The organism is Paenibacillus sp. SRL342, from assembly GCF_984798905.1.
Genome location: NZ_OZ481790.1, coordinates 2,496,506 through 2,520,661, shown reverse-complemented (window position 1 = coordinate 2,520,661; position 24,156 = coordinate 2,496,506). Strand labels below are relative to the sequence as shown.

General features: G+C 45.6%; 21 protein-coding genes. 2 read left to right on the top strand and 19 right to left on the bottom strand.

From position 1 onward, the window contains the following. Positions 1–485 precede the first annotated feature (485 nt). The 8 genes from hslU to AC4E8D_RS11540 form a co-directional block, all read right to left on the bottom strand. The gene (gene hslU, locus AC4E8D_RS11575; RefSeq protein WP_076208906.1) at positions 486–1,886 is read right to left on the bottom strand and encodes an ATP-dependent protease ATPase subunit HslU; all 1,401 of its coding nucleotides are present in this window, start codon (positions 1,884–1,886) and stop codon (positions 486–488) included. Between the two features lie 116 nt (positions 1,887–2,002). Continuing rightward, a complete protein-coding gene (gene hslV / locus AC4E8D_RS11570; protein ID WP_062833786.1) occupies positions 2,003–2,545 on the bottom strand; it encodes an ATP-dependent protease subunit HslV in 543 nt (180 codons plus the stop codon). Between the two features lie 26 nt (positions 2,546–2,571). Then, on the bottom strand, positions 2,572–3,915 hold the full coding sequence (gene trmFO / locus AC4E8D_RS11565) for an FADH(2)-oxidizing methylenetetrahydrofolate--tRNA-(uracil(54)-C(5))-methyltransferase TrmFO (RefSeq protein ID WP_372238347.1): 1,344 nt from the start codon (positions 3,913–3,915) through the stop codon (positions 2,572–2,574). 56 nt (positions 3,916–3,971) lie between these two features. Next, positions 3,972–6,071, bottom strand: a complete 2,100-nt coding sequence (gene topA / locus AC4E8D_RS11560; protein WP_237175966.1) for a type I DNA topoisomerase — start codon at positions 6,069–6,071, stop codon at positions 3,972–3,974. A gap of 116 nt (positions 6,072–6,187) precedes the next feature. Next, entirely contained in the window at positions 6,188–7,318 is a 1,131-nt protein-coding gene (gene dprA / locus AC4E8D_RS11555) for a DNA-processing protein DprA (protein ID WP_490206247.1), read from the bottom strand. 244 nt (positions 7,319–7,562) lie between these two features. Beyond that, entirely contained in the window at positions 7,563–8,492 is a 930-nt protein-coding gene (gene sucD / locus AC4E8D_RS11550; RefSeq protein ID WP_221824186.1) for a succinate--CoA ligase subunit alpha, read from the bottom strand. Between the two features lie 63 nt (positions 8,493–8,555). Beyond that, positions 8,556–9,716: an ADP-forming succinate--CoA ligase subunit beta gene (gene sucC, locus AC4E8D_RS11545; RefSeq protein ID WP_036609384.1), complete on the bottom strand. Its 1,161-nt coding sequence runs from the start codon at positions 9,714–9,716 to the stop codon at positions 8,556–8,558. Positions 9,717–9,959: 243 nt separating this feature from the next. Next, on the bottom strand, positions 9,960–10,415 hold the full coding sequence (locus AC4E8D_RS11540; protein WP_076208912.1) for a MarR family winged helix-turn-helix transcriptional regulator: 456 nt from the start codon (positions 10,413–10,415) through the stop codon (positions 9,960–9,962). Between the two features lie 482 nt (positions 10,416–10,897). Here AC4E8D_RS11540 and AC4E8D_RS11535 point away from each other — a divergent pair, with 482 nt between their 5' ends. Continuing rightward, positions 10,898–12,508 (top strand): YifB family Mg chelatase-like AAA ATPase, encoded by a 1,611-nt coding sequence (locus tag AC4E8D_RS11535; RefSeq protein WP_339184034.1) that lies wholly within the window; start codon positions 10,898–10,900, stop codon positions 12,506–12,508. 239 nt (positions 12,509–12,747) lie between these two features. Here AC4E8D_RS11535 and AC4E8D_RS11530 read toward each other — a convergent pair whose 3' ends face one another. The 10 genes from AC4E8D_RS11530 to rplS all read right to left on the bottom strand — a co-directional run bounded on the left by AC4E8D_RS11530 (position 12,748) and on the right by rplS (position 21,437). Continuing rightward, positions 12,748–13,299, bottom strand: coding sequence for a nitroreductase family protein (locus AC4E8D_RS11530; protein ID WP_221824188.1), 552 nt, complete (start codon positions 13,297–13,299; stop codon positions 12,748–12,750). A 289-nt stretch (positions 13,300–13,588) separates the two neighbouring features. Further along, positions 13,589–14,722: a carboxypeptidase-like regulatory domain-containing protein gene (locus AC4E8D_RS11525; RefSeq protein ID WP_490206246.1), complete on the bottom strand. Its 1,134-nt coding sequence runs from the start codon at positions 14,720–14,722 to the stop codon at positions 13,589–13,591. A 116-nt stretch (positions 14,723–14,838) separates the two neighbouring features. After that, positions 14,839–15,000, bottom strand: coding sequence for a paeninodin family lasso peptide (locus AC4E8D_RS11520; RefSeq protein ID WP_139331839.1), 162 nt, complete (start codon positions 14,998–15,000; stop codon positions 14,839–14,841). A 322-nt stretch (positions 15,001–15,322) separates the two neighbouring features. Continuing rightward, entirely contained in the window at positions 15,323–15,721 is a 399-nt protein-coding gene (locus AC4E8D_RS11515; RefSeq protein ID WP_339184029.1) for a YraN family protein, read from the bottom strand. Continuing rightward, complete coding sequence (locus tag AC4E8D_RS11510) at positions 15,715–16,026, bottom strand: EscU/YscU/HrcU family type III secretion system export apparatus switch protein (protein WP_036609395.1); 312 nt, start codon at positions 16,024–16,026, stop codon at positions 15,715–15,717. The genes AC4E8D_RS11515 and AC4E8D_RS11510 overlap by 7 nt, the downstream gene beginning before the upstream one ends. Next, positions 16,023–18,080, bottom strand: a complete 2,058-nt coding sequence (locus AC4E8D_RS11505; protein ID WP_339307885.1) for a DNA ligase — start codon at positions 18,078–18,080, stop codon at positions 16,023–16,025. The genes AC4E8D_RS11510 and AC4E8D_RS11505 overlap by 4 nt, the downstream gene beginning before the upstream one ends. A 30-nt stretch (positions 18,081–18,110) precedes the next feature. After that, positions 18,111–18,812, bottom strand: coding sequence for a ribonuclease HII (gene rnhB / locus AC4E8D_RS11500; protein WP_260632959.1), 702 nt, complete (start codon positions 18,810–18,812; stop codon positions 18,111–18,113). A 464-nt stretch (positions 18,813–19,276) separates the two neighbouring features. Then, positions 19,277–20,140, bottom strand: coding sequence for a ribosome biogenesis GTPase YlqF (ylqF, locus tag AC4E8D_RS11495; RefSeq protein WP_221824193.1), 864 nt, complete (start codon positions 20,138–20,140; stop codon positions 19,277–19,279). A gap of 30 nt (positions 20,141–20,170) precedes the next feature. Beyond that, positions 20,171–20,791, bottom strand: a complete 621-nt coding sequence (gene lepB / locus AC4E8D_RS11490) for a signal peptidase I (RefSeq protein ID WP_017689211.1) — start codon at positions 20,789–20,791, stop codon at positions 20,171–20,173. A gap of 304 nt (positions 20,792–21,095) precedes the next feature. Further along, positions 21,096–21,437 (bottom strand): 50S ribosomal protein L19, encoded by a 342-nt coding sequence (gene rplS / locus AC4E8D_RS11485; RefSeq protein WP_024630190.1) that lies wholly within the window; start codon positions 21,435–21,437, stop codon positions 21,096–21,098. A gap of 352 nt (positions 21,438–21,789) precedes the next feature. Between rplS and AC4E8D_RS11480 the strand changes: the two genes are divergently transcribed. Beyond that, positions 21,790–22,755 carry a polysaccharide deacetylase family protein gene (locus AC4E8D_RS11480; protein ID WP_221824194.1) on the top strand — a complete coding sequence of 322 codons (966 nt, stop codon included), beginning with the start codon at positions 21,790–21,792 and terminating at the stop codon, positions 22,753–22,755. A 3-nt stretch (positions 22,756–22,758) separates the two neighbouring features. Here the strand turns inward: AC4E8D_RS11480 and AC4E8D_RS11475 are convergent, their stop codons facing one another. After that, the gene (locus AC4E8D_RS11475) at positions 22,759–24,006 is read right to left on the bottom strand and encodes a hypothetical protein (protein ID WP_221824195.1); all 1,248 of its coding nucleotides are present in this window, start codon (positions 24,004–24,006) and stop codon (positions 22,759–22,761) included. Positions 24,007–24,156: the final 150 nt, after the last annotated feature.

The following is a 24,156-nucleotide window of genomic DNA, read 5'->3' as shown; positions in this document are numbered from 1 at the left end:
TCTCACCAATTCTACACAACACTTTCTTAACAATTAAGTAGGGTTTACGTATTTTGATCCCCAGAAAACAATTGGTGACTTCGTACTTTTCTATAAATTCTTTTTTTGCGCATTTACGCAACATTTACCAATCTGTCAACTAAACCGATGCCCAGACTTGGAATAAGAAACATTCTTTTAATGGGAATGACTGGATATAAAAATTAGAAATAACTACCACTCCGATAGGTTTTAACACGCTTTGCATGCGGCACAAGTCCTAGGTTTTGTCGATCCAGACAACAACCACACATCTTTTATCGGCTATCTCATCGAAATCCTTTAGATAGAAACAAAAATAAACGATATGTCACCGGTCGGAGAGATAACCTTTTACGATTCGTCTAAGGAATGATTATCCTTCGTCGATCTCGTAAGTGTTCTCTACGGTCCAGTGCATATCGTTCATTCATTCGACCTTTTAGCAATTACATTGCAAGCCTATATCACAGGATATACTGACTTAAATCACGATCAAGTGCAATATCATTCAATTTCTCACGGACATACTCCGGAGTAATCACCATACGTTCCAATGTAAGCTCAGGTGCCTCAAAGGATAAATCCTCCAAAAGCTTTTCAAGAATTGTATGCAATCGACGAGCACCTATATTTTCTGTATTTTGATTGACGGATTCAGCCAATTTGGCAATCTCGCGAATGGCCTCATCCGAGAACTCAATCTCAATATTCTCGGTGCGCAACAGATCCACATACTGCTTGGTCAGTGCATTTTGGGGTTCAGTCAGAATGGATACAAACTCCTCCAGTGTTAGACTGCTTAGTTCCACACGAATTGGGAAGCGTCCCTGAAGCTCGGGAATCAGATCAGAGGGTTTAGCGACATGGAATGCGCCAGCTGCCATAAACAGAATATAATCCGTTTTGACAGGGCCATATTTCGTCATTACTGTAGAGCCCTCTACGATAGGCAGAATGTCACGTTGCACACCCTCACGGGATACATCGGGTCCACTACCGCGTCCTTGACTGGCAACCTTGTCGATTTCATCGATGAAAATGATACCTGTCTGCTCCGCCCGGCGAATGGACTCCTGGGTAACATCATCCATGTCGATCAATTTCCCTGCTTCTTCCTGGATCAACACTTTGCGCGCTTCTTTAATAGCGAGTTTACGTTTTTTCGTACGACGAGGCAACAAGCTACCAAACATCTCCTGCATGTTCATGCCCATCTGATCATTACCTTGACCAGCAAACATGTCCATCATGTTAGGCGCAGTGTCTTCGACATCAATTTCAATGATGTCATCCTCCAACTTGCCAGATAACAGATCAAACTTGATCTTACGGCGGCGTTCGGCAACCCCAGTATCCGGTTCTGGTTCATCCTGTTCCTGAACGTTGTTACCATTATTCCCAAAGATCATCTCAAAGGGATTACGCTGATTCTTGGACTTAGACTGTGAAGGAGCCAAAATATGTACAATTCGCTCATTGGCCGCTTCTTCAGCTTTGTCCTTCACTTTTTCAGTCCGCTCCAGCTTCACCATCCGCAGTGATGTCTCAATCAGATCACGCACCATCGATTCAACGTCACGGCCAACGTAACCTACTTCGGTGAACTTGGTAGCTTCCACTTTCACAAATGGGGCACCTACCAGTTTAGCAAGGCGACGGGCGATCTCCGTTTTACCCACACCGGTAGGTCCAATCATCAAGATATTTTTAGGCACAATGTCGTCCTGCGTATGCTCAGGCAAAAGGCTACGCCGATAACGATTACGAAGGGCTACGGCTACCGATTTTTTGGCTTTCTTTTGACCTACAATATACTTGTCAAGCTCTGCAACAATCTGTCTCGGTGTTAACGCTTGAGTATTCATATTGCTTCCCTCCTACCAGTATGTTGAATTTATTTTACCTAACAAGGACAAAGAATCCCCTAGACGTCCTGGAGCAGATTACAGAATCATGCTCCACTACGGGAGATTTCTTTGGCTTATAACTCTTCTACAATAATATTACTGTTCGTATATACACATAGCTCCGAGGCAATCTGAAGCGATTCACGCGCAATATCTTTTGCTTCCAGGTTTACTGCATGACGTTTCAACGCACGCGCAGCAGATAAGGCAAAGTTTCCACCTGATCCGATAGCGATAACGTCATCATCAGGCTCAATAATTTCGCCGCCACCTGAGATGAGCAACATGCCTGTTTTGTCCATTACAATCAACAACGCCTCAAGCTTGCGCAAGATCCGATCCTGACGCCAATCCTTGGCAAGCTCTACAGCAGCACGCTGCAAGTTACCATGGTGCTCCTCCAGCTTACCTTCGAATTTCTCAAACAGGGTGATCGCATCCGCCACAGAACCAGCAAAGCCAGCAACAACCTGTCCGCGGTACAAACGTCTTACCTTCTTGGCTGTATTCTTCATCACAACACTTTGGCCCATGGTCACCTGACCATCTCCTGCGATTGCAGCCTTACCATTATGACGAACAGCACAGATCGTTGTAGCATGAAATGACATATCCATGATATCAGCATCCTCCCACGAATAATTTATACGCGTTCCGGAACAGTTAGACCTTCTGCCTCAGCAAAACTCGTGATGCCATCCAGTGCACGCTGTGCAAGAGCTTCATTTTTTTCCTTTTTGTTACGAATCTTCGTTTCAAGCTTCGGCAACAAACCAAAGTTTGCGTTCATTGGTTGGAAGTGCTTGAAGTCAGCCGTTGTAATATACTGAGCCATACTCCCAAGTGTTGTTTCTACGGGCAATACCACCAATTCCTGCCCAAGTGCTGCTTTGGCTGCGTTCATGCCGGCAATAAGCCCTGATGCAGCAGATTCCACATAACCTTCTACACCCGTCATCTGACCTGCAAAGAACAAGTTAGGACGCTCTTTAAACTGATACGTCGGAAGAAGCAGTTTAGGAGAATTAATAAATGTATTACGGTGCATTACGCCATAACGAACGAACTCTGCATTTTCAAGTCCAGGAATAAGGGAAAAGACTCGTTTCTGTTCTCCCCATTTCAGATGCGTCTGGAAGCCAACCAAGTTATACAGGGTTCCAGCTGCATTGTCCTGTCTAAGCTGAACAACCGCATGTGGTAACTCTCCTGTATGAGGGTTAACCAGACCTACCGGTTTCATTGGACCAAACAGAGCTGTCTGTTTTCCGCGTTTCATCATCACTTCGATTGGCATACAGCCTTCAAAGTAGATTTCTTTCTCAAACTCTTTTAATTGAGCAACCTCAGCAGTAATGAGAGCTTCATAGAAGACATCAAACTCTTCTTCTGTCATGGGACAGTTCAGATATGCCGCTTCGCCTTTATCATAACGGGAAGCCAGATACACCTTGTTCATATCAATTGAATCTTTTTCGATAATCGGTGCAGCTGCATCATAGAAGTAGAAATACTCTTCTCCCATTAGTGCCTTGATTTGCTCAGACAATGCGGGTGAAGTCAGCGGCCCCGTTGCAACAACAACGATGCCATCTTCCGGCAGAGAAGTTAGTTCCTCATTCACCACTTCGATGAGCGGATGCTGGTGCAACGTGGATGTAATCTCACCTGAAAATCCATCCCGGTCCACAGCAAGTGCCCCACCTGCAGGAACTGCATGTTTGTCTGCTGCTGACAATACAAGAGAATTGAGCATTCTCATTTCTTCTTTTAACACACCCACTGCATTGGTCAATCCATTCGCACGCAGCGAGTTGCTACATACCAGCTCTGCAAATTTATCCGTATGATGAGCTGGCGTTTTCACAACAGGTCTCATCTCGTATAATTTTACGCGTACGCCGCGACTTGCAATCTGCCAGGCCGCTTCTGTTCCTGCAAGCCCGGCACCAATAACGGTTACTTGTTGTTCATTTGTCAAAATCATTTACCCCCATAAAGCAATTTCATATTTCACTATAATTGAATTGATTCACATATATACTAATCCGCTGATTCGTCATCCGGTTCATCCACCGGCTCCTGATGATCACATGAAGTACACTGCAATCGTGCTCCCTTTTTGTTCCGCTTTTCAATCATTAGCGATCCGCAACTTGGACATGGTTTGGCTGAAGGTCTGTCCCATGAGACAAAATCACATTCAGGATATTTGTCACAACCGTAGAAAATACGTCCTTTTTTGCTACGACGCTCAACAACATGACCTTCCTTACACTTCGGACAAGTCACGCCGATATCCTTGATAATCGGTTTGGTATTCCGGCAATCAGGGAAGCCAGAGCACGCAAGAAACTTGCCAAAACGCCCGAGTTTATAAACCAGCGGTTTGCCGCACTTCTCACAGATCTCATCTGATACTTCGTCTTCAATCTCGATTTCTTTCATTTCTTCTTCCGCAAACTCAAGGCGCTTCTCAAAAGATTCATAGAATTCTGCGAGTACTTTGACCCAATCCTCGGAACCTTCCTCAACATGGTCAAGATCACCTTCCATGTTTGCGGTAAACTCTACATTCAGGATTTCCGGGAAAAACTCTTCCATCTGTTCGATGACCAGTTCACCAAGCTCGGTTGGCATGAATTTCTTTTCCTCTATCGCAACATATCCGCGCTTCTGAATGGTCTCCAGTGTTGGCGCATATGTACTCGGACGCCCTATACCCAATTCCTCAAGCGTCTTAACCAACCTTGCCTCCGTATATCGGGGTGGCGGTTGTGTAAAATGCTGTTTTGGCTCAATCTCCTGCTTATCAAGCACATCTCCACTTTTCAACGGAGGCAGCAGACGATCTTCATCAGTTGTACCATCGTCGTTTCCTTCAACATATACCTTCATGAAACCTTGGAACCGCACCTTCGAACCTGCTGCACGGAAAATGGTGTCCCCCGCAGCAATATCTACAGAGAGTGTATCCAGGATAGCCGAGGACATCTGGCTCGCTACAAAACGTTCCCATACCAGTTTATACAAGCGGAACTGATCGCGACTCATGAATGACTTGATTGAGTCAGGATCACGCAGAATTGAAGTTGGACGAATTGCTTCATGCGCATCCTGAGCATTAGCTGCTTTTTTGGAATAGTTTCGTGGAGTCTCAGGTGCAAATGGCTCACCATACTTACCAACGATATATTCTTTGGCTTCTTCTTGTGCAGATGCCGCAATTCGTGTGGAGTCCGTACGCATATACGTGATGAGACCTACTGTGCCTTCTTTTCCAAGGTCTACACCTTCATATAGTTGTTGGGCGACCGACATCGTCTTGGAAGCTCTGAAATTCAATTTACGTGCCGCTTCCTGTTGCAGAGAACTCGTCGTAAACGGGGCGGAAGGGTTACGGCTCCGTTCTTTCTCTTTAACTTCCTTGATCGTAAAGTCGGCTCCTTCGATCTGTTTCAAGATCGCTTGCACTTCCGCTTCACTACCCAGCTCTGTTTTGGCCCCGTTCAGTTTATGAAACTTGGCTTCAAACGGATTGCCGTCTGCTGTCAGTTTAGCGGTAATGCTCCAGTATTCTTCCGGCTCAAAATCATCAATTTCATTTTCACGATCTAAAATGATTTTTACAGCCACGGACTGAACCCGGCCTGCAGACAAACCTTTTTTCACTTTCTTCCATAATAACGGACTAATTTTATATCCAACGAGTCGATCCAGAATACGTCTTGCCTGCTGCGCGTTAACCAAATCCATATTGATTTTCCGCGGCGTTTTGAACGCATCTTTGACCGCCTGTTTTGTAATTTCATTAAATACAACCCGGCAATCTGCCGTATCGTCCAGTTCAAGGGCATGGGCCAAATGCCATGCGATAGCCTCACCTTCGCGATCCGGGTCAGCTGCGAGATACACTTTTTTCACTTTCTTCCGTGCATCCTTCAGTTCTTTCAAAATTGAACCTTTGCCGCGGATCGTAATATATTTCGGATTAAAATCATTCTCTACCTCAACGCCGATCTGACTCTTTGGCAAATCGCGAACATGCCCCATCGAAGCTTTTACGATGAACTTGCTGCCTAAATATTTGCCTATCGTCTTCGCCTTTGAGGGCGACTCCACGATTACGAGTGCATCCGCCATAGGTTCATCCTCCTCTCAGTCATGAAACTGTCATGAAACTGTTTCTGTAAGCTTATGCATAGTTAATAACTTCTGCTAATTATATATTTCCACACACTGCGTAGGTTGTAGCTTCGTCATACCCTCGCGTATTTAGTGCCTGGTAATTGGCTAATCTGCTTTTTTATGATTAAAGATAACAGAACTGAATGCAAATGTCCAAAATCCCAACCAAGCAGCTCAACTAGTTGATCCAATGATTGTTCTCCCTGTTCCAACAGATAAATCACACATTGTTCATCTGGAGTGAGCTTAACCTCAGCGAATATCCCTCGCCCGGAAGGCTCGGTTGTTTCGGTCGAACGTCCTCTATTGTAAGGAAGTTGTTCTGCATTTGGCAAGCCCAATCGATACTCTTCCAATACATCTGCTGCACAAGTGACCAATTTGGCCCCTTGACGGATAAGATTGTGTGCTCCCCGACTTTTCGGTGATGTGATAGGTCCAGGGACTGCAAATACATCCCTGCCTGCTTCAAGCGCAGCATCTGCTGTAATGAGTGAGCCGCTGCGAATGTCAGCCTCAACAACCAATGTTCCCAGTGTCAGACCGGCAATGATTCGATTCCGTTCCGGAAATAATCCCTGGCGTGCTATTGTACCTGGTGGATATTCCGACAAAAGCAGACCTGTCTCCGCGATTCGCTCTGCGAGGCTTCTATTTTCGGGTGGGTATATATGATCAATCCCTGTTCCGAATACGGCAATCGTTTTTCCTTTAGCACGTAGTACTGCCTCATGACATACGCTATCAATACCGCGGGCAAGCCCGCTTACAATCGTCAGTCCTGCATTGCATAATTGTTCTGCCAGCTTCTCTCCAACTTTGCGCCCATACACGGTTGGCATACGAGTTCCCACCATGGCAATAGACGAATTGTGTAGCAAACTAACATCCCCTCGAGCATACATTACCCAGGGAGGCTGAACGGTTTCCTTCATTAATATGGGATAATTCTGATCCAGATAAGTAATAACCTCTATCCCCAGATTGTAAACGTGTTCTCTTTTACTCTCAATCCAATCGATAGTAAATTGGCTAGCCAAACGTGCAGCCTGATCTTTGCGCAAGCCTGCTGCGACCCAGTCGCTTTCCCCATAATTCAATAGATCGGGTAATTCATGTTGTCCCAGAATCAGTTTCGAGATCGTTTTCTTGCCAATACCCTCCATCTCATGTAACCCAAACAAGATCCATCGTTCTTCCATACCATAAACCTCCCAAAGCGGGAAGAGATCTTCCCTCATATTGTGTGTTAAGTGACCACGGAATGCAAGCGTTTACGCAGGTGGGAGACAATTCCTCCCCTTTTTGCCGTAAAAAAAACGCAAAAAAGCAACCCTTCGCCCTGTTTAAGGACAAAAGGTTGCTTACCTTTTCCGTAACCATAATAGTCGGTCTACCAGAAATAGATCATTTCCGAGCCGTTTCTTCTATTATAACGAAAAAGAATTAATGTGTCGTGCACAAATTCAAAATACCGCGTTCCTCAAGTACACTCACCAAAGTCGAACCCATCTCAGCAGGAGTTGGTGCTACTTTGATTCCACATGATTCCAGCTTCGCAATTTTCTCTTTGGCTGTACCTTTACCACCAGAGATAATAGCGCCAGCATGGCCCATCCGTTTGCCTGGAGGCGCTGTTACGCCACCGATAAAGCCAACAACCGGTTTGGTCATGTTTTCACGTACCCAATCTGCAGCATCCTCTTCAGCTGTACCACCAATCTCACCAATCATGATGACCGCATGAGTCTGTGGATCTTCATTGAACCGTTTGAGGATATCAATGAACTCGGAGCCTTTTACAGGGTCTCCCCCGATTCCTACAGCAGAGGATTGTCCAATGCCACGTGTCGTCAGTTGATGAACGGCTTCATAGGTAAGTGTTCCACTACGGGAAACAACGCCTACGTGCCCCGCCATATGGATATAACCAGGCATGATACCAATTTTACATTCTCCTGGTGTAATGACACCTGGACAGTTTGGTCCGATCAGGACGGTATTTTTGCCTTCCATGAAGCGGTCAACCTTGATCATGTCAAGAACCGGAATACCTTCTGTAATACAGATTACGAGGTCCAGCTCAGCATCAACAGCTTCCATAATGGAATCTGCTGCAAATGCAGGAGGAACGTAAATGACGCTCGCTGTTGCGCCTGTAGCTTCCTTCGCTTCCTCCACAGTGTTGAACACCGGCAGACTAGCTACTGTACCGTCTTCCAACGTGATATCCACATTAGTTCCGCCTTTACCCGGTGTAACTCCGCCTACCATCTGGGTTCCGTAGTCCAATGCGCCCTTCGTGTGGAACATTCCCGTTGAACCCGTAATGCCTTGCGTAATGACTTTTGTATTTTTATCGATCAAAATACTCACGTTGCTTCACATCCTTACGGTTATTTTTCAATTCCCGGACAGCTCCGGTACTAAGGAATGAACTTATTTTACGAGGGCAACAATTTTCTGTGCACCATCGGCCATGGAATCAGCAGGAACAATATTCAGGCCAGATTCACCCAGAATACGTTTGCCAAGCTCCACGTTAGTTCCTTCAAGACGAACAACCAGCGGTTTGGTCAGGCCAAGCTGCTTCGCGGCTTCAACAACACCATTGGCGATAACATCACAGCGCATGATGCCACCGAAGATGTTAACAAAGATCCCAGCTACTTTGGCATCGGACAAGATGATCTTAAATGCTTCAGTCACCTTCTCCGTTGTCGCACCGCCCCCAACGTCAAGGAAGTTGGCCGGGTCTCCACCGTAGTATTTGATAATGTCCATCGTTGCCATCGCAAGTCCCGCACCATTGACCATACAGCCGATGTTGCCATCAAGTGCTATGTAGCTGAGGTCGTATTTGGAAGCTTCGATTTCTTTTTCATCCTCTTCATCCAGATCACGCAGTTCCAAAATGTCTTTGTGACGGAACAGGGCGTTGGAGTCAAAGTTCAATTTTGCATCTAGCGCGATAACGTTTCCATCTCCGGTAACAACGAGAGGATTGATCTCGGCAATAGAGCAATCTTTTTCGACAAATGCAGTGTACAGCGCGAGCATGAACTTAACAGCTTTGTTCACCAGTTCATTCGGAATCTTAATGCTGTAAGCCAGTTTACGGGCCTGGAACACTTGCAATCCAATAGCAGGGTCAATAATTTCTTTGAAAATTTTCTCAGGTGTAGCTTCAGCTACTTCTTCAATCTCAGTACCGCCTTCTTCGGAAGCCATCATAACTACACGGCCTGTGGCACGGTCCACAACAACACCCACATAATACTCTTTGCGGATATCGCATCCTTCTTCAATCAGAAGACGTTTCACTTCTTTGCCTTCTGGTCCAGTCTGGTGTGTTACCAATACTTTGCCCAGAATTTCGGAAGCATAGGCACGAACTTCATCCGTACTCTTCGCCACTTTTACGCCGCCGGCTTTACCCCGGCCACCTGCGTGTATTTGCGCTTTAACAACAGTCACCGGACTGCCCAGTGCCTCTGCGGCCGCAACCGCTTCATCGACTGTATAAGCAACCTTTCCGTTTGGAACGGTAACTCCATACTGTTTCAGTACTTCTTTTCCTTGATATTCATGGATATTCATTCTCGAATCCTCCTATCAACATGACTGCAACAAGGCGGGTTGGTAGACTAACAAAAGACAAATGTTGACTATTTTCACTTAAACCCAATTCATTGTAACACGTTTTTAAAACGCTTTCCTTAAAAAATTAATGGTTAATAGACAGTATTTTGATATGAGTATGATCCCATATTGTGAATGCTTGGGTATATATGGAAAAAACCTCAGCTAAAAGCTAAGGTTTCCTTGATCTAAAACTACATTTTATTTTTTGGCTGCGTTCGTGTTGGTTTGGTGAACTTTCTCCAGCAACCCTTTGAACTGACCCAGCAAAGCTTCAAACTCTGTACTGTTCAAACACGCATCACCCTGAATGGATTCAGGTATGGATAATGCCTTGTTCCGCAGCTCACGGCCGGAGTCGGTTAATGTAATTAATACTTTTCGTTCATCCTGAGCAGAGCGTTCGCGATTAATAAGTCCTGCTGACTGTAACCGTTTGAGAAGTGGTGTCAACGTTCCCGAATCGAGATAGAGTGCCTCCCCGATCTCCTTAACCGTACATTCTTCACGTTCCCACAATACCATCAGAACCAGATACTGTGAATACGTTACGCCGAGCACCTCGAGATAAGGCTGGTACATCTTCGTAATCTCCCGTGAACAAGCATATATGGCAAAGCATAATTGGTTATCCAGCTTCAAACTGTCAGTCTGCATATATCTTTCTCACCTGCCTATTGTGCATTCTATTCCTTATAAAAAAGGAACTATAAATCTATCTTATCACAAATTAGAAAAAAAACAGAATAATTGAGCACAAATGATTTTACTATTCAATTTAATTATGATAAATTAGATTGTGTGAAATATAAAAAACGAATAGATGAGCCGTAAGTACATCTCATAATTCGATAAAAATATTACATAAGGTCCATGGAATACATTCGCGTTTTCTCGGGCCAAATTTGATAATCATAATGAAAGTTTAATACGTAACCATTTTCGCCAAAGCTATTTAATGATTTCCTTCCAAAAATAAAATTCAGGGATCAGGAAAGATGACTACAGCAATGAGAATGACAGGTTGACTCCATGATTCCTTTTATATAAAATGCTTAATAGAAGCTGAGGAAGCACCTTAATTCGTAGACTGGCCCGTATTATGCGGAGTCAAGAATCGAGTGAGGTGTTTCTTTGTTATGTATGGAAAATTACACAGTGCGTGTTTGTACGGAATCGATGGTGTACTGATCGAGGTGGAAACCGATTTATCCAATGGTCTGCCACAGACATCCATCATCGGTTTACCGGATTCAGCTATTCGTGAGGCCGTTGAGCGTGTCCGTGCAGCGATTAAAAATTGCGGATATCAGTACCCTTTACAGCGGATCACAATCAATCTGGCCCCCGCTGATCTGCGCAAGGAAGGATCTTCCTTTGATCTGGCCATTGCTATTGGTTTACTTATGACAAGCGGTCAGCTTGTACTGCCTCCCCAGGAACGGACACTAGTGGTTGGCGAACTGGCGTTGGACGGTTCGATCAGGTCCGTGCCCGGCATTTTATCCATGGTGGACCTGGCCAAACGACAAGGCTTTACTTCTGTGCTCCTGCCTTTGGATAACGTAGAGGAAGCGTCACTGATTCGAGGTATCCAGGTGTTTGGCATTCGACATTTACAGGATATTGCTCCGGAAAATTTAGATCAATCTGCAAGTTCGGTTGGAATACCCAATAATTCGAATGCAGGACCAGTCGTGTTGAAAAATTATGCACACCTCGCTGCGCCTATAACGGATAAGACTCATAAGATGGCGGATAGGAAGCCGAGACAAACACCATTATTTGCAGACGACTATAGCGATGTTCTGGGGCAGCACCATGTAAAACGCGCGCTTATGATTGCTGCAGCAGGCATGCATAACATACTGCTCGTTGGACCGCCAGGCACGGGCAAAACGATGTTAATCAAACGTCTGCCCTCCATCCTTCCTCCTTTGTCAGAAGATGAAGCGTTGGAAGTAACCAAAGTATTAAGTGCTGCAGGCAAATTAAAAGAAGCGCCTCAAGGCCTGATTGCAGACAGACCTTTTCGCTCCCCTCACCACACGATATCCACCTCTGGTCTGATTGGAGGCGGTGGTATCCCAAAACCAGGTGAAGTGAGCCTTGCCCACCGGGGAATATTGTTTCTGGATGAATTACCTGAATTTCAGCGCCAAGTGCTGGAGGTATTAAGGCAGCCGTTAGAGGATCGCACAGTGACAATTAGTCGGGCTCGCGCTGCATTCACCTTTCCGGCCCAGTTCATGCTTGCATGTTCCATGAATCCCTGTCCCTGCGGATATTTGTCCGCTCATTCGGAGGAACAACGATGCATATGTAGTCCAGCCCGTGTTGCCGCGTACCGAGCCAAAATTTCAGGACCACTGCTGGACCGTATTGATCTTCAGGTTGAGGTTCCTCCACCAGGCGAGTGGCGCAAGTCTGCTGCTTCCCCTTCCTCTGAAGAAATGCAGGCAAATGTGATCCACGCTCATCAAATTCAGGCTAAACGTTATGCCAAAAGTTCGGTTCGTTGGAATAGCCAGCTTTCAGGCACGCTTTTGCGACGAACGATTCATCTCCCCCAAGAGGCAGAACAACTGTTAGAGCAAACGCTGCAAACGTTAAACCTGAGCATGCGTGCACATGATCGGATTATCAAGATGGCACAGACAATTGCCGATCTGGACCATGAAGGTGAAATTGTGACAGCTCATGTGGCTGAAGCCATCCAGTATCGTCAATTGGATCTTAATTTATTTTGAAGCTATTTTAGAAGCATATGGAGGAAAGAACAGGCCGATTTACCCAAAGCAGTGTTATGGCATGAAACTGTAAACAGCAGAGGAAGATCGAGAAGAATTCCTTATGCAAATTCTACAATGCGGATACGCCAACACGACAAAAAACGTACAAGCCCTTCTCTTCTGTGAAGAAAGGTACTTGTACGTGGATTTCCCTGAAACATAAGGGATCGTAAATAGCTAAGGTTTTTAATAATTTATTATTCGAAAAGAGTGAGTTTCTCCTTAGCTGGTGTGCGTTCTTTGGCAGAAGGAATAACATCAGGGTATCCCATATAAATCATACCTACAATCTTCTCTCCCGCCTCTATTCCAAGCGATTTGCGGAATTTGGGAGCGTACAAGAATGGCTTGGTCACCCAGAACGTTCCAATGTCTTCACTCCAGGCTGCAAGCATAAAGTTCTGAACCAATGCACTGACCGCAGCAAAGTCTTCGTCCCAGATATTCTGTCTTGGATCTTCTTCCAGCACGACAAGCATAACGGATGGAACTTGCATAATATTGGGTGAAAATTTGTTGTCTTCTCCCATTTCTGCATCAATAGCCTCGGCCAGTTTCTTCCGTCCATTTCCGGTAAACAACAAAAATCTCCAAGGTTCACGCAGTTTATGGTTAGGAGCCCAGACTGCCGTATCCAGCAATTCTATAATCTGCTGTGTAGGAACAGCTTCTTTTTTGAATTTTTTCACCGTACGACGGTTTTGAATCGCATTTCTGACTTCATTTGTTGTTTTCGTAGCTTTACTCATCGGCCGTACCTCCCTGATTATAAAATCATTTGCAACCGCAATAGTGATTCGCGGCCTAGTACACTCATTATAATTTCTTTATGACATAAAAAATAAATTCCAGTTTACCTTCTTGATTATACACCCATCTGATCACGAGATTCAAAGGGGCGGCAGAGGTCATTACCGTTAAGTTCATTACGAACAGAAAAGACGACTCTGAATCTTGATTCACCACGAGGGATCATCAAGTCAGAACCGTCTTTTATTCTCATGTTGTTATTCATTCACATATCTTATCAACAAGTAATCAATCGTCGTAACTCGCCCCTTCAAACGTGCCATTCCCTTCAAATGTGCCATTAACAAAATCCATTTTGTTGTACTTCTCCTGGTTACCTGCAACATCTGTACTATAGTACTCTACCACCTTGACATCAGGGGCATAAAACTTGACGGGTCCTTCATAGTTCTTCCATTCTCCCCCATTGATTCGATATTGCGTTGTTTTTACGCCCGAACCTTTGACTTCGTCTGTTGCCTGAAGTCTGAATGTAAATCCTTTGATGTATATTTTCCCGTTCACAGTATCTGTAATAGGAACTAATCTGTACTTGGTTACTGGAGGTGTAATATCTGCATCCTTCTTAAGTACGATATTAAACGTATTATGATCTCCTTTTACAAGAGTAACGCTTAGGCTCGTTTTTAGATATCCTGCTGCTTCTCCCGTTATCGTTCTGGCCCCTGTTGGTACGCGCTTTATAAAATAATCGCCTTGAGCATCTGTCGTTGCCGAACCGCCAGCATAAACTTTAGCACCAGTTATCGGATTGCCCGCTTCATCTATTACTTTTCCACGCACGTGTGCCGCCTCTGCCAAAACAACATCCTTTCTCAAGGTTCCCCCCTCCCGGACACCCAAGCGATCCTGTTCATATAGCATATAATCATCGGCATCTACCCATATTGCAATGTTCGGATTATAGGCGTAATCAATTCCTGTAACCGCATATCGACCTTGCTGATCAGTTTTCACTATACGATCAAAGACACTTGTTACTTTTATACGAGCATCTGGAACAGGTCTGCCCGCCTGATCTTTGACTGTTCCTACAATCGTGGAAGGTTCATAAATATGAAAATCAAGCTGTTTTTGCTCTCCACCCCTTAAACTATAGTAAGTGTGATGTCGATACGGCACATACCCCTCTGCTTCAACTGAAAAGGTAAATACAGTATAGTTCTCAACGGATTCAATAATACGATAATTCCCACTCTCATCTGTCTCCACGCTGTGTTCCTTATTCCCATAATCAAGCCAATACTTGACTGTGGCGTCCTTGACAGGCAATCCCTGACGATCAATCACTTTACCTGACACACTAACCGCATTGTCAGATTCAGCAGCATAAGAAACTCCGGAATACATGATTCCAAACAAAATGAAACATAAAGATAGTGTACTTAGTCGAATTATCCATTTGATACTTGTCTGCATCTTCCACTACACCTCACCATTTATTTTATTGATCAAACATTCCTCTTTAACCTCTTAAATTAACTGACCATAAGTTCAAGCTTCCAGAATTCTCCGTCCCAAACATATTGCCAAATCCCCTGTCCACCGTTCATGGTCTCGCTGATATCCAGCACTTCCATCCGAGGGCACTCCCATACTTGTTTTACTGTGTTGTTCGAAGTATTCTGAAGCTCTTTCATACATCCCACCAACCTCTCTTTAAATTTTTCAACGTTCTTATTTTATTACAAATGATACGATTTGTATCTAAAAATTCTGAAATACAATGATTTTATTATCAATGCTCTATTTTCTCCGTTTTGTGATTTCATAGTTAAATCAAAAAAAGCCGCAGTTCCTGTATAAATAGGAATTGCGGCTTTAGTATATTAACTAATTTCAAAACTAAAACAATGCAAAGATAAGACATAATTAAACTTGTACTTCGAAATCACTGACCGACTCACACTAAAATGATACAAATCGTATCTATTGATACAGCAATAACTTCGAGTGTAATTCTTAAAAAGCATTAACAATATGATTCAGAGAGACAATCTCTCCTGCTTGATCAAGCATTACGGCAATTACATCAAAACGGATCTGAAGTTCCGTCTCTCCCGTCATTTGCAAATACACGGATGCGGTTGAACGCACCTGCTGCATTTTACGCATATCAACCGATTCCTGAGGTGTACCGTACTGAACGGCTCCACTTCTGCTTCTTACTTCCACAAAGATAATCAGGCCCTCGCTGGAAGCAATGATGTCAATCTCACCGCTACGGCAACGCCAGTTCTGTCTAATGATCCGATAATCGTGCTCTCGCAACCATTGACAGGCAGCCTCTTCACCTAATCGGCCTTTCTGCTGTCGTGTGAGCTTTAATCCTGGCTCCTGACCCAATCTACGTTCTACCATGACTCATTTTCCTCACGTCCTGAGGCCATGCGATCTGCACGGTAGACGTACGTTAGCACCTCTGCGACCAGTTGATACAGTTCTGCCGGAATCTGTTCATCCAGATCCAACTTGGAGAGTACCTCCACAAGTGCTGCATCCTCCTGAACAGCCACGCCGTTTTCTCTGGCTTTATCCAGAATGGCTTCTGCCACTTTGCCGCGCCCCTTGGCTACAACAACAGGCGCTTCGCTCTCTCCAGGGACATATTTTAGGGCAACCGCCTTTTTGGAGAGCAGGTCCGGTTGTGACGACTCGTCTTTCATACCTTCAAGTCCACCCCTTTGTATCGTTCAGGACTATAGTCCGAGGCCCTCGTTTTTCGTTCCGCGCCCGGCTCCTGGCCGGCAGGCCACGGTTCCGCCTTGAAGGTCAGCAGTTGATAGCCCAGCTTGTCCAATGCCTGATGGATTACCTCTCGTCCACTCTCCAGGAGCGGTCCCATTCCTTCGCGATCATTCAATACACGCAGACTGACAATGTTATTAACCACATGCACATCTACCAGAGTAGGCCCAAGACTTTTCATGTCCAGATCAAACCATAGACGGCAGTTGGACGCATCCAGCTCTCCACGTTGACCTCTGCGAGACTGAATCTGAACAGACGCCGTTTCTTCCCCGTCCGGTCCAGTGATCGGAATAAACCAGTGCATCTGTGCAAAAGTAGCACTGCGATCTGTCGTTAGCAATAACTGCTGACCTGTCAGATACTGCACGGCCTGTCCGGCGGCATCCTTAAGCGCTGCTGGTGCACCTTCGCTGCTGGCAAGCTGCAGCAGCAAGCCCTTCAGCGTGTCCGCATTCGCCGGACTCGCCACATCCCCTACGCGCGGCTGCGCTACCGCGCCGTGAACGGCCTGCTGCTCGTGCTCCGCACCGAGCAGCTTCAGCACGCGCCCCACCCACGGGTCCCCCTCGTGGGTGACAGGCGCGTGCACTGCCGCAGCTCCCGCAGGTGCTGCGGCAGTACCGCCAGCCGGCGGCGCATCAGCGCCGGCTGGCAACGGCTGCGGCACGCCTCCGGCAGCCACAGCCGCCTGGCCGCCCTGCGATGCAGGGGCGGCCTGTGCTGCCGCACCAGGCTGTGCCGGTGCGGCAGTGGACGCGCTGCGCAGGGCGTCCAGCAGCGTCAGCAGCTTGGGCGCCAGCTGCGCTGCCGTAGGCGCTGCTGGCGCCGCCTGGCCTGCTGCGGACGGAGTCCCCGCAGCAGCAGGCGTTTCAGCGCGGCCGTCAGTTCGCCCGGCCGCGCCTGCTTCAGGCTGGCCTGCACTTGCACGGCCAGCCACAGATTCTGTAGCCGCGCCTGGGGTTCCCGGGCGGCTCACAGCTTGCCCCGCGTCAGCCCCGCGCGGGCTCTCGCCAGGTATTCCGGTTCCAGACGGAATACCGGCACCTCCTTTGCCAGCCGTTTCAACGTTGCTGGCAACTGCCTTTGCCCCGGCTTCAGCATTTCCTGTACCTCCGCCAGTCTGCATGTTTCCTTTCACCGCAGTACCTGCATCCTCTGCCCCACTATCAGTCATGGATATAGATCCTGCCAATGCCGCTTGTCCTTGTTGCGTTGACAAAGTAGGTGTTCCGGTTCCAGTCATCTGACGACCATTGCCTGATGTAGCCAGTCCTTCTTCTGTCTGTGATGCATTCGGTACTACAGGTGCACCAGCCATGACTGCTGGTTTCAACGTAGCAGATTGTTCTCCAGTCAGTACCTGTTTACCTGTTGTTTGTGTCAGCATCGTTTCCAACTGGTCAGCCAACCCGCTTAATAACTGATGCAGAGGGGGGCCAAACACCGTCTGGTGTAATCCTTTTACTGTTTCCGCCGTAACCGGAAGGCCACGCTGAAAAGCAATTCCTGTCGCCTGCACCCATTCTTCCACAGGGACCTGTGCAGGTTTGGCAGTCATCATATTTTGAACCATTGCCACATTATCTTTCGTTAGCGGCACTCCGCTACGCTGCATGGCAAGTAACAGTTCCCGGTTCCCTTTTGTATCCGGTAGTCCTACATCCTTAAGCAGGTTGTTCAGCGAAGCTTGTGGCAGCTCAGCAAGTGTTCCGGACATAGGTTTCATTACCGTTATGCCATTTTCACCTGAAGGCTGCACTTGAAGTAACGTGGTCTCACCCGGACGGAGTGGAGTCTCCAACTTGGCGCGCACCTGCACACCTTGAATCTGCAGAACTGCTTCTCCCCCATCATCGGATACACTAACGACGGAGCCACGAACCACCTGACCTTCCTTTAATTCAAGCGGTTTGGCATTGCCGGGTTTACTATCTCCCATTAACCCCTTTATCATGGAACCGATATTCAAATCTCTCCCCCTCCTTTCTTTAAACCTGTGTTAAAACAACGATTGCTGCTCTCCAAGCAGGTTGCCCAGAAAACTGCGCCGATGCATCGGGGTTGCCCCCAATGCCATAATTTGCTCCCGATGAACTTTTGTTGCATATCCTTTATGTATCGACAAACCATATTCCGGATATAACGTATCCCATTCTTCCTTGCACAGCCGATCTCGCGTTACCTTGGCAATAATAGATGCCGCTGCGATCGATTGACTATTGGCGTCACCTTTAATAATGGACAGTTGAGGTACATTCACATCCACCTTCTCGGCATCCACCAGCATATAATCAGGAGTTTCTCCCAATGCTTCAACAGCTCGTTTCATCGCAAGTCTCGCAGCCTGCTTGATGTTAAGCCGATCAATTGTCTCGGCATCCGCGTACCCGATACCTACCGCCAGCGCTTTTTCCATAATGACGTCATATAATGCATCACGTTTTTTCTCCGTTAATTTCTTGGAATCATTCACACCTTCCAGGATGAGATCCTTCGGTAAAATAACTGCAGCTGCGACAACATCCCCAAACAAACATCCCCGTCCTACCTCATCAATACCAGCAATACGTTCAAATCCACTGTCCCAATACTCCCGCTCATAGAGCAACAGATCTCGAGGTTCACTGGCTTCTTTTTTCTTCTTTGGTCCAATTGGGTTCTCCAGTAGATTCAACCCGATCTCTTCTTTATTTTCAACCATAACGTTCATCTCCTCTACCCACGCTTTTTCAGCATGTGTATCACTTACAATTTTTTATAATATAGACGTATATCCTCTGTCTTTTGTTCTGTACAACCTGTCTCTCACAGCAAAACTTTTCCTTGAGGGTTTTCAATATAAAGATAGTGATGTCTTCATTTATCGGTATTTGATGGTTTAAATTGAATATATCAGACCTCGTGTATTCTAATTTGCACCACCATTCATCATAGCACGATTCTGACGCACCTGATATATAGGTCTGCCAATTCCATAAAGCGCACTGTTCTTCAATCCTCTTCCATTTTATCGTTTTCGACGTATGTTCCAGCTCTACTCCCACGTTGGTATACACAAAAAAACGACCGCTCCCGGTAATCCGGTAACGGCCGCTTCTTTCGGCACTTGTATATATGAAATGAACAGATAAAGATAATGATCTTCATCGTGTAGAGTCCATTTTTTTAATAGGGAGCTTCCATAGAAAAACGTCCCATTTTACCCGCCCGCAGTTCACGCAGAAATGCTCGTGATGCCTTTTCCAGATCAATGCGTCCACCGCTTACAATGCAACCACGGATACGGCCGACTTGTTCCATAATCGCAATAACACTGTCCGAATCATCTGCATCCCTGGAGAACTCCTGAAGTCCGTATCTCTCTTCCAAAGCGTCCCAGTAATAACGCATCAGATAACTGATTCCAAAAAAGGCGATATCCTCTGCATTCAGAATTTCTTCTTTGATCGCACCAGTTACGGCAAGACGATAACCTACATTTTGATCTTCGAACTTAGGCCAAAGAATACCTGGAGTATCCAATAACTCCATTTCTTTGCCTACCTTAATCCACTGTTGCCCCTTCGTCACACCAGGACGATCTCCTGTTAACGCAATACTCCGTCCAGCCAGTCGGTTAATCAGTGTTGATTTACCTACATTGGGAATCCCTACGATCAACCCGCGAACCGCACGAGGATTAATCCCTTTAGCAATTTGACGGTCAATTTTTTCTTTAAGAAGAAGCTTCGCCTGTACCGGAATGTCTTTAACATTAGTGCCTGTCGAAGCATCTACAGGAAAAGCAGTAATTCCTTCTTTTTTGAAATATTCAATCCATTCTTGCGTCACTTTGGCATCTGCCAAATCCGATTTGTTCAACAAAATCATCCGGGGTTTATCCAGCAATATTTCGTCAATCATCGGATTACGGCTGGAGACAGGCAGACGGGCATCCAATAGTTCGATGACCACGTCGATGAGCTTTAACTTATCCTGAATCTGGCGTCTGGCTCGAGTCATATGACCTGGAAACCATTGTATCGTCACCTTGTCTTCACCTCATTATTTACTTCAATTTCAGTGGTTGATCCACTTGATCTCACCGATCGGCCAGAAAATCACATCTGCACGACCAATAATATCTTTTAACGAAACATAACCGATCATACGGCTGTCTGTACTATTTGGACGGTTATCTCCCATGACAAACACATGACCTGCAGGCACTTTGCCATCAGGGAACTGCTCATTCGGGAAATCCTTCACGTTATAGGTTCCACCATTTGCTTCAGCTGCATCAATGGCTCCTTGAATATACGTTTCATCAACCTTTTTACCGTTAACCATCACGGTATCGTCCTGAACCTCAACGGTATCACCTTCTACAGCAATAACACGTTTAATGAAATCCCGACCTTCGGATGGTACGTGGAAGACGATAACTTCACCGCGCTTTGGTTCTCTGATATCATATAAGATCTCGTTGACGATCACACGTTCACCCGTTTCAAAATTCGGCTGCATGGACGGACCGTCCACAACAAACGGTTTGAAGAGCAACCACCGAATGAGAATGACGAGAACTAATGCGATAACAATGGCTTTAAGCCATTCAACAATTTCATTTTTGGCTTTTTTGGATCGACTGTTTTTCTCTTCGGCAGGATTGCCCCGGTCATGTTGAACTTCTTGTTCCATTCAAGATCTTCCTCTCTTCACAGTACATGTTTATAGCAGTACACACATCCAGCATTCTGTATCGTTCCAATAACTCAATGGATGGATACAAAACATTCACATCAGTTATGTAATCTTTCACCAAGCATTACAGTACATTTAATCCACAATTCAAATGTTTTCCAATAACTGATTTTACAAGCCTCCCGGACTATTCCCGCATGCGTTGCCATACCATTTTACTCGGAAGTGTACCTCCGGTTCAACTTTTCCCGGACAAAAACGAAAAGGGCTTGTCTCCAAGCCCTTCCCGGTATCCGTTATATTAACGAATTTCTTTAATTCTCGCTGCTTTACCGCGTAGTTCACGAAGATAATAAAGCTTCGCACGACGAACTTTACCACGGCGAGCCACTTCGATTCTATCGATTTTTGGGGAATGAAGCGGGAAAGCTCTTTCCACACCTACACCGTAAGAAATTTTACGAACTGTAAAAGTCTCACTGATTCCACCACCACGGCGTTTAATCACAACACCTTCGAACAATTGGATACGCTCACGAGTTCCCTCGATTACCTTAACGTGCACTTTCAAAGTGTCACCAGGACGAAAACTCGGAATATCCTTACGAAGTTGTTCTTGTGTAATCGCTTGAACGATATTCATCTATGACTCCCTCCTTCCGTACAGGCGTTCATACTTCTTCCAGAGATCACCTTGTCTCCTTCATTATCCATAGAGGACCGCCGTATTCCACATAACAGACTTATTGTATCACGCAGCATATCAAAACACAAGAGAAATTAGACAGAATGCCTATTGTTCAATCAGCAACGCTGATACTCATCTCCATCTCATGTTGACCTCATTCTAAAATACATTCTCTCATATGGATCATGAATCAACGTTCTCATCTGCAAGTCAACCTGATGCAGGAAAAAATACTGTAACTTCCCGTGTAGCAATATCGTCTATGATATAACTTATTGACCACTTTAAAAGGAGAATCCCAAGACTCATGAAATATTGGAATAAGATCACACTGGCCCTACTTGCCATGCTCACATGCTCCATTACACTATATGCATATGCCGTAACTCATCCAACGAATGCACTGTCACACAAAGCCTGCACATCCTGGGACATAGTCAAACGCAAAGCATTCGAGCTGTCACACACTGACTTCTCTAACCAATCTGCGCTGGATCGTTCTACCTTCAAGATTGAACAAGGTACGGCTACAGAAGTCCCTGTACTGATGTATCATTACATAGAGCCCAAATTGAATAATCACGAGACAGATAATAAATCCATCATTAATCTGGAGGATTTTGAGCAAAATATGAAATACCTGCATGATGAAGGCTACCAAACGATTACACTGAATCAGCTTGAACAATATGTTAACGGGAGAATTTCCCTACCACAGAAGTCCATTGTCATTACCTTTGATGACGGATACCAGAACAATTATACATTAGCTTACCCTGTGCTTCAGAAATATAATTTTCACGCCTCGCTGTTTGTCATAGGCAGTAAAATTCAAGATCAACCTTCGGAATTTGAGCCCGCCATTAACAGTTTCATCTCCAAGCCAGAGATGCAGGCGGCAACTGACGTATTTGAATTTAACAGCCACACCTATAACCTGCATCACAAGGGATTTATGCGCTGTGGTAACAGTGTGCCTGTCGGTCTGGACACCAGCCTTCTGGATGATGATATCCAGCATATGAAGCAAACCGGAATCGACACACCTTATCTGGCCTATCCATTTGGTTATACCAGCACACAGATGATCTACAAGTTACAACAACATGGATATCGCATGGCATTTACCGTAAAGTCTGGATTTGTGCATCCAGGAGATCATCCCATGAAGCTGCCTCGCTTGACGGTCTCGACAGGTACTGATCTGGCGTCCTTGCTTCAACCCGAATCCAGTCCGCAGAACGAATTACCTGCATCGGAGAATGACCAGTGAAACCTAGAGTTTAACTTCACCGCCTGGATACAGAGTCGAGCTATACAGCCTTTTGAGCTGTGGCTTGGCTCTTTTTGCATCGGTAAGTGATAATGTCATCGGAGAACTGGAATAAATCACTGCTTCCTTTGCGTCATAGATGATGATCTGTTCCTGTCCGGTCTGAACCAGATCTGCATGTACTACATATCCCTCTTTCGGGAATTCAGTAACCGTTTTCATATTTCCATCCACCAAAGAAGGCAACACATCTCCACCTCGGCGATAAGCCAAAATATAATCGAGTCCACCTTCATCCCATTTACAAACAGGCTCTATAATGGTTAACCAACCACGAGTCGTGCGATTTTCTTTCCAAATTTCTCTCCCTGCGCTATCCAGCATGAACATTCCATCCTTACCATTCTCATCCCCACGGACAATCCGGTCCAGACCTGCAATCTGTAAACCTTCCATTCCAGTACAAAAATGACCTAACGCAATATGCTGTGATTCAATCGAATCTTCATAACGCCACTTCTCATTACCATAGCGGTCCATCATGACCGTAACACTGCCACCGATAACAACCTCAACTTCCCCATCACCGTCAACGTCTCCAAACCATATACAGTCAGCATGATCATCGAGATTAAGACAAGACCATAATAACGTCCCATCATGATCCAACATGTCATATCCGGCCATCACTTCATCTTTCCCATCTCCATCGATATCATATACCCATGGAAAATGTCCTGGATTCCCTTCATGCTTCCATAACAAATTAAAATCATGGTCAAGTGCCCATAACGTCTTATAGCGGTCTTTCAGTATAATGTCCATTCTCTGCTGGTTACCCGTCAGATTGGCGAGAATAATACAGTCATGTGCTTCATCACCTGGCAGATCACGTGTTTCTTTGATCTCTCCGGTCCGGCCATCCAATACGAGAAATTGTTTGTCCATCACACACAATACTTCATTATTTCCATCTCCATCCCAATCTGCGACCTGAGCGGGATAGTCTGAACCCGGACCACCTGCATCGGGATCGGGAGTTCCGACCTGCCATAGTAATGTTCCTTCCAGATCAAACACAGTCAAACAACATACCTGATGCGGAACATACCGATCGTCTATACCCCCATCTGCCTGTACCAGCAACATTTCAAGTCTACCGTCCCCATTCAGATCTCCCAAAAGCATTTTGCAGCGTTCTCCGGCTTGGCTAATATCTACTCTGGCGATTTCATAAGGCTGATGATTCATAACCTTCCTCCTCAGCTATCTTTATTATTGAATTCCAGCTGAGTTCACCATAAAGAAAATCCCTTTCTTTTACAACCCCATTTAGAATCATGCAAAAAAGTTCAAAGCTGCAAAAAAGTGCCTACGTAATTAAACGATGTAAACGAATGA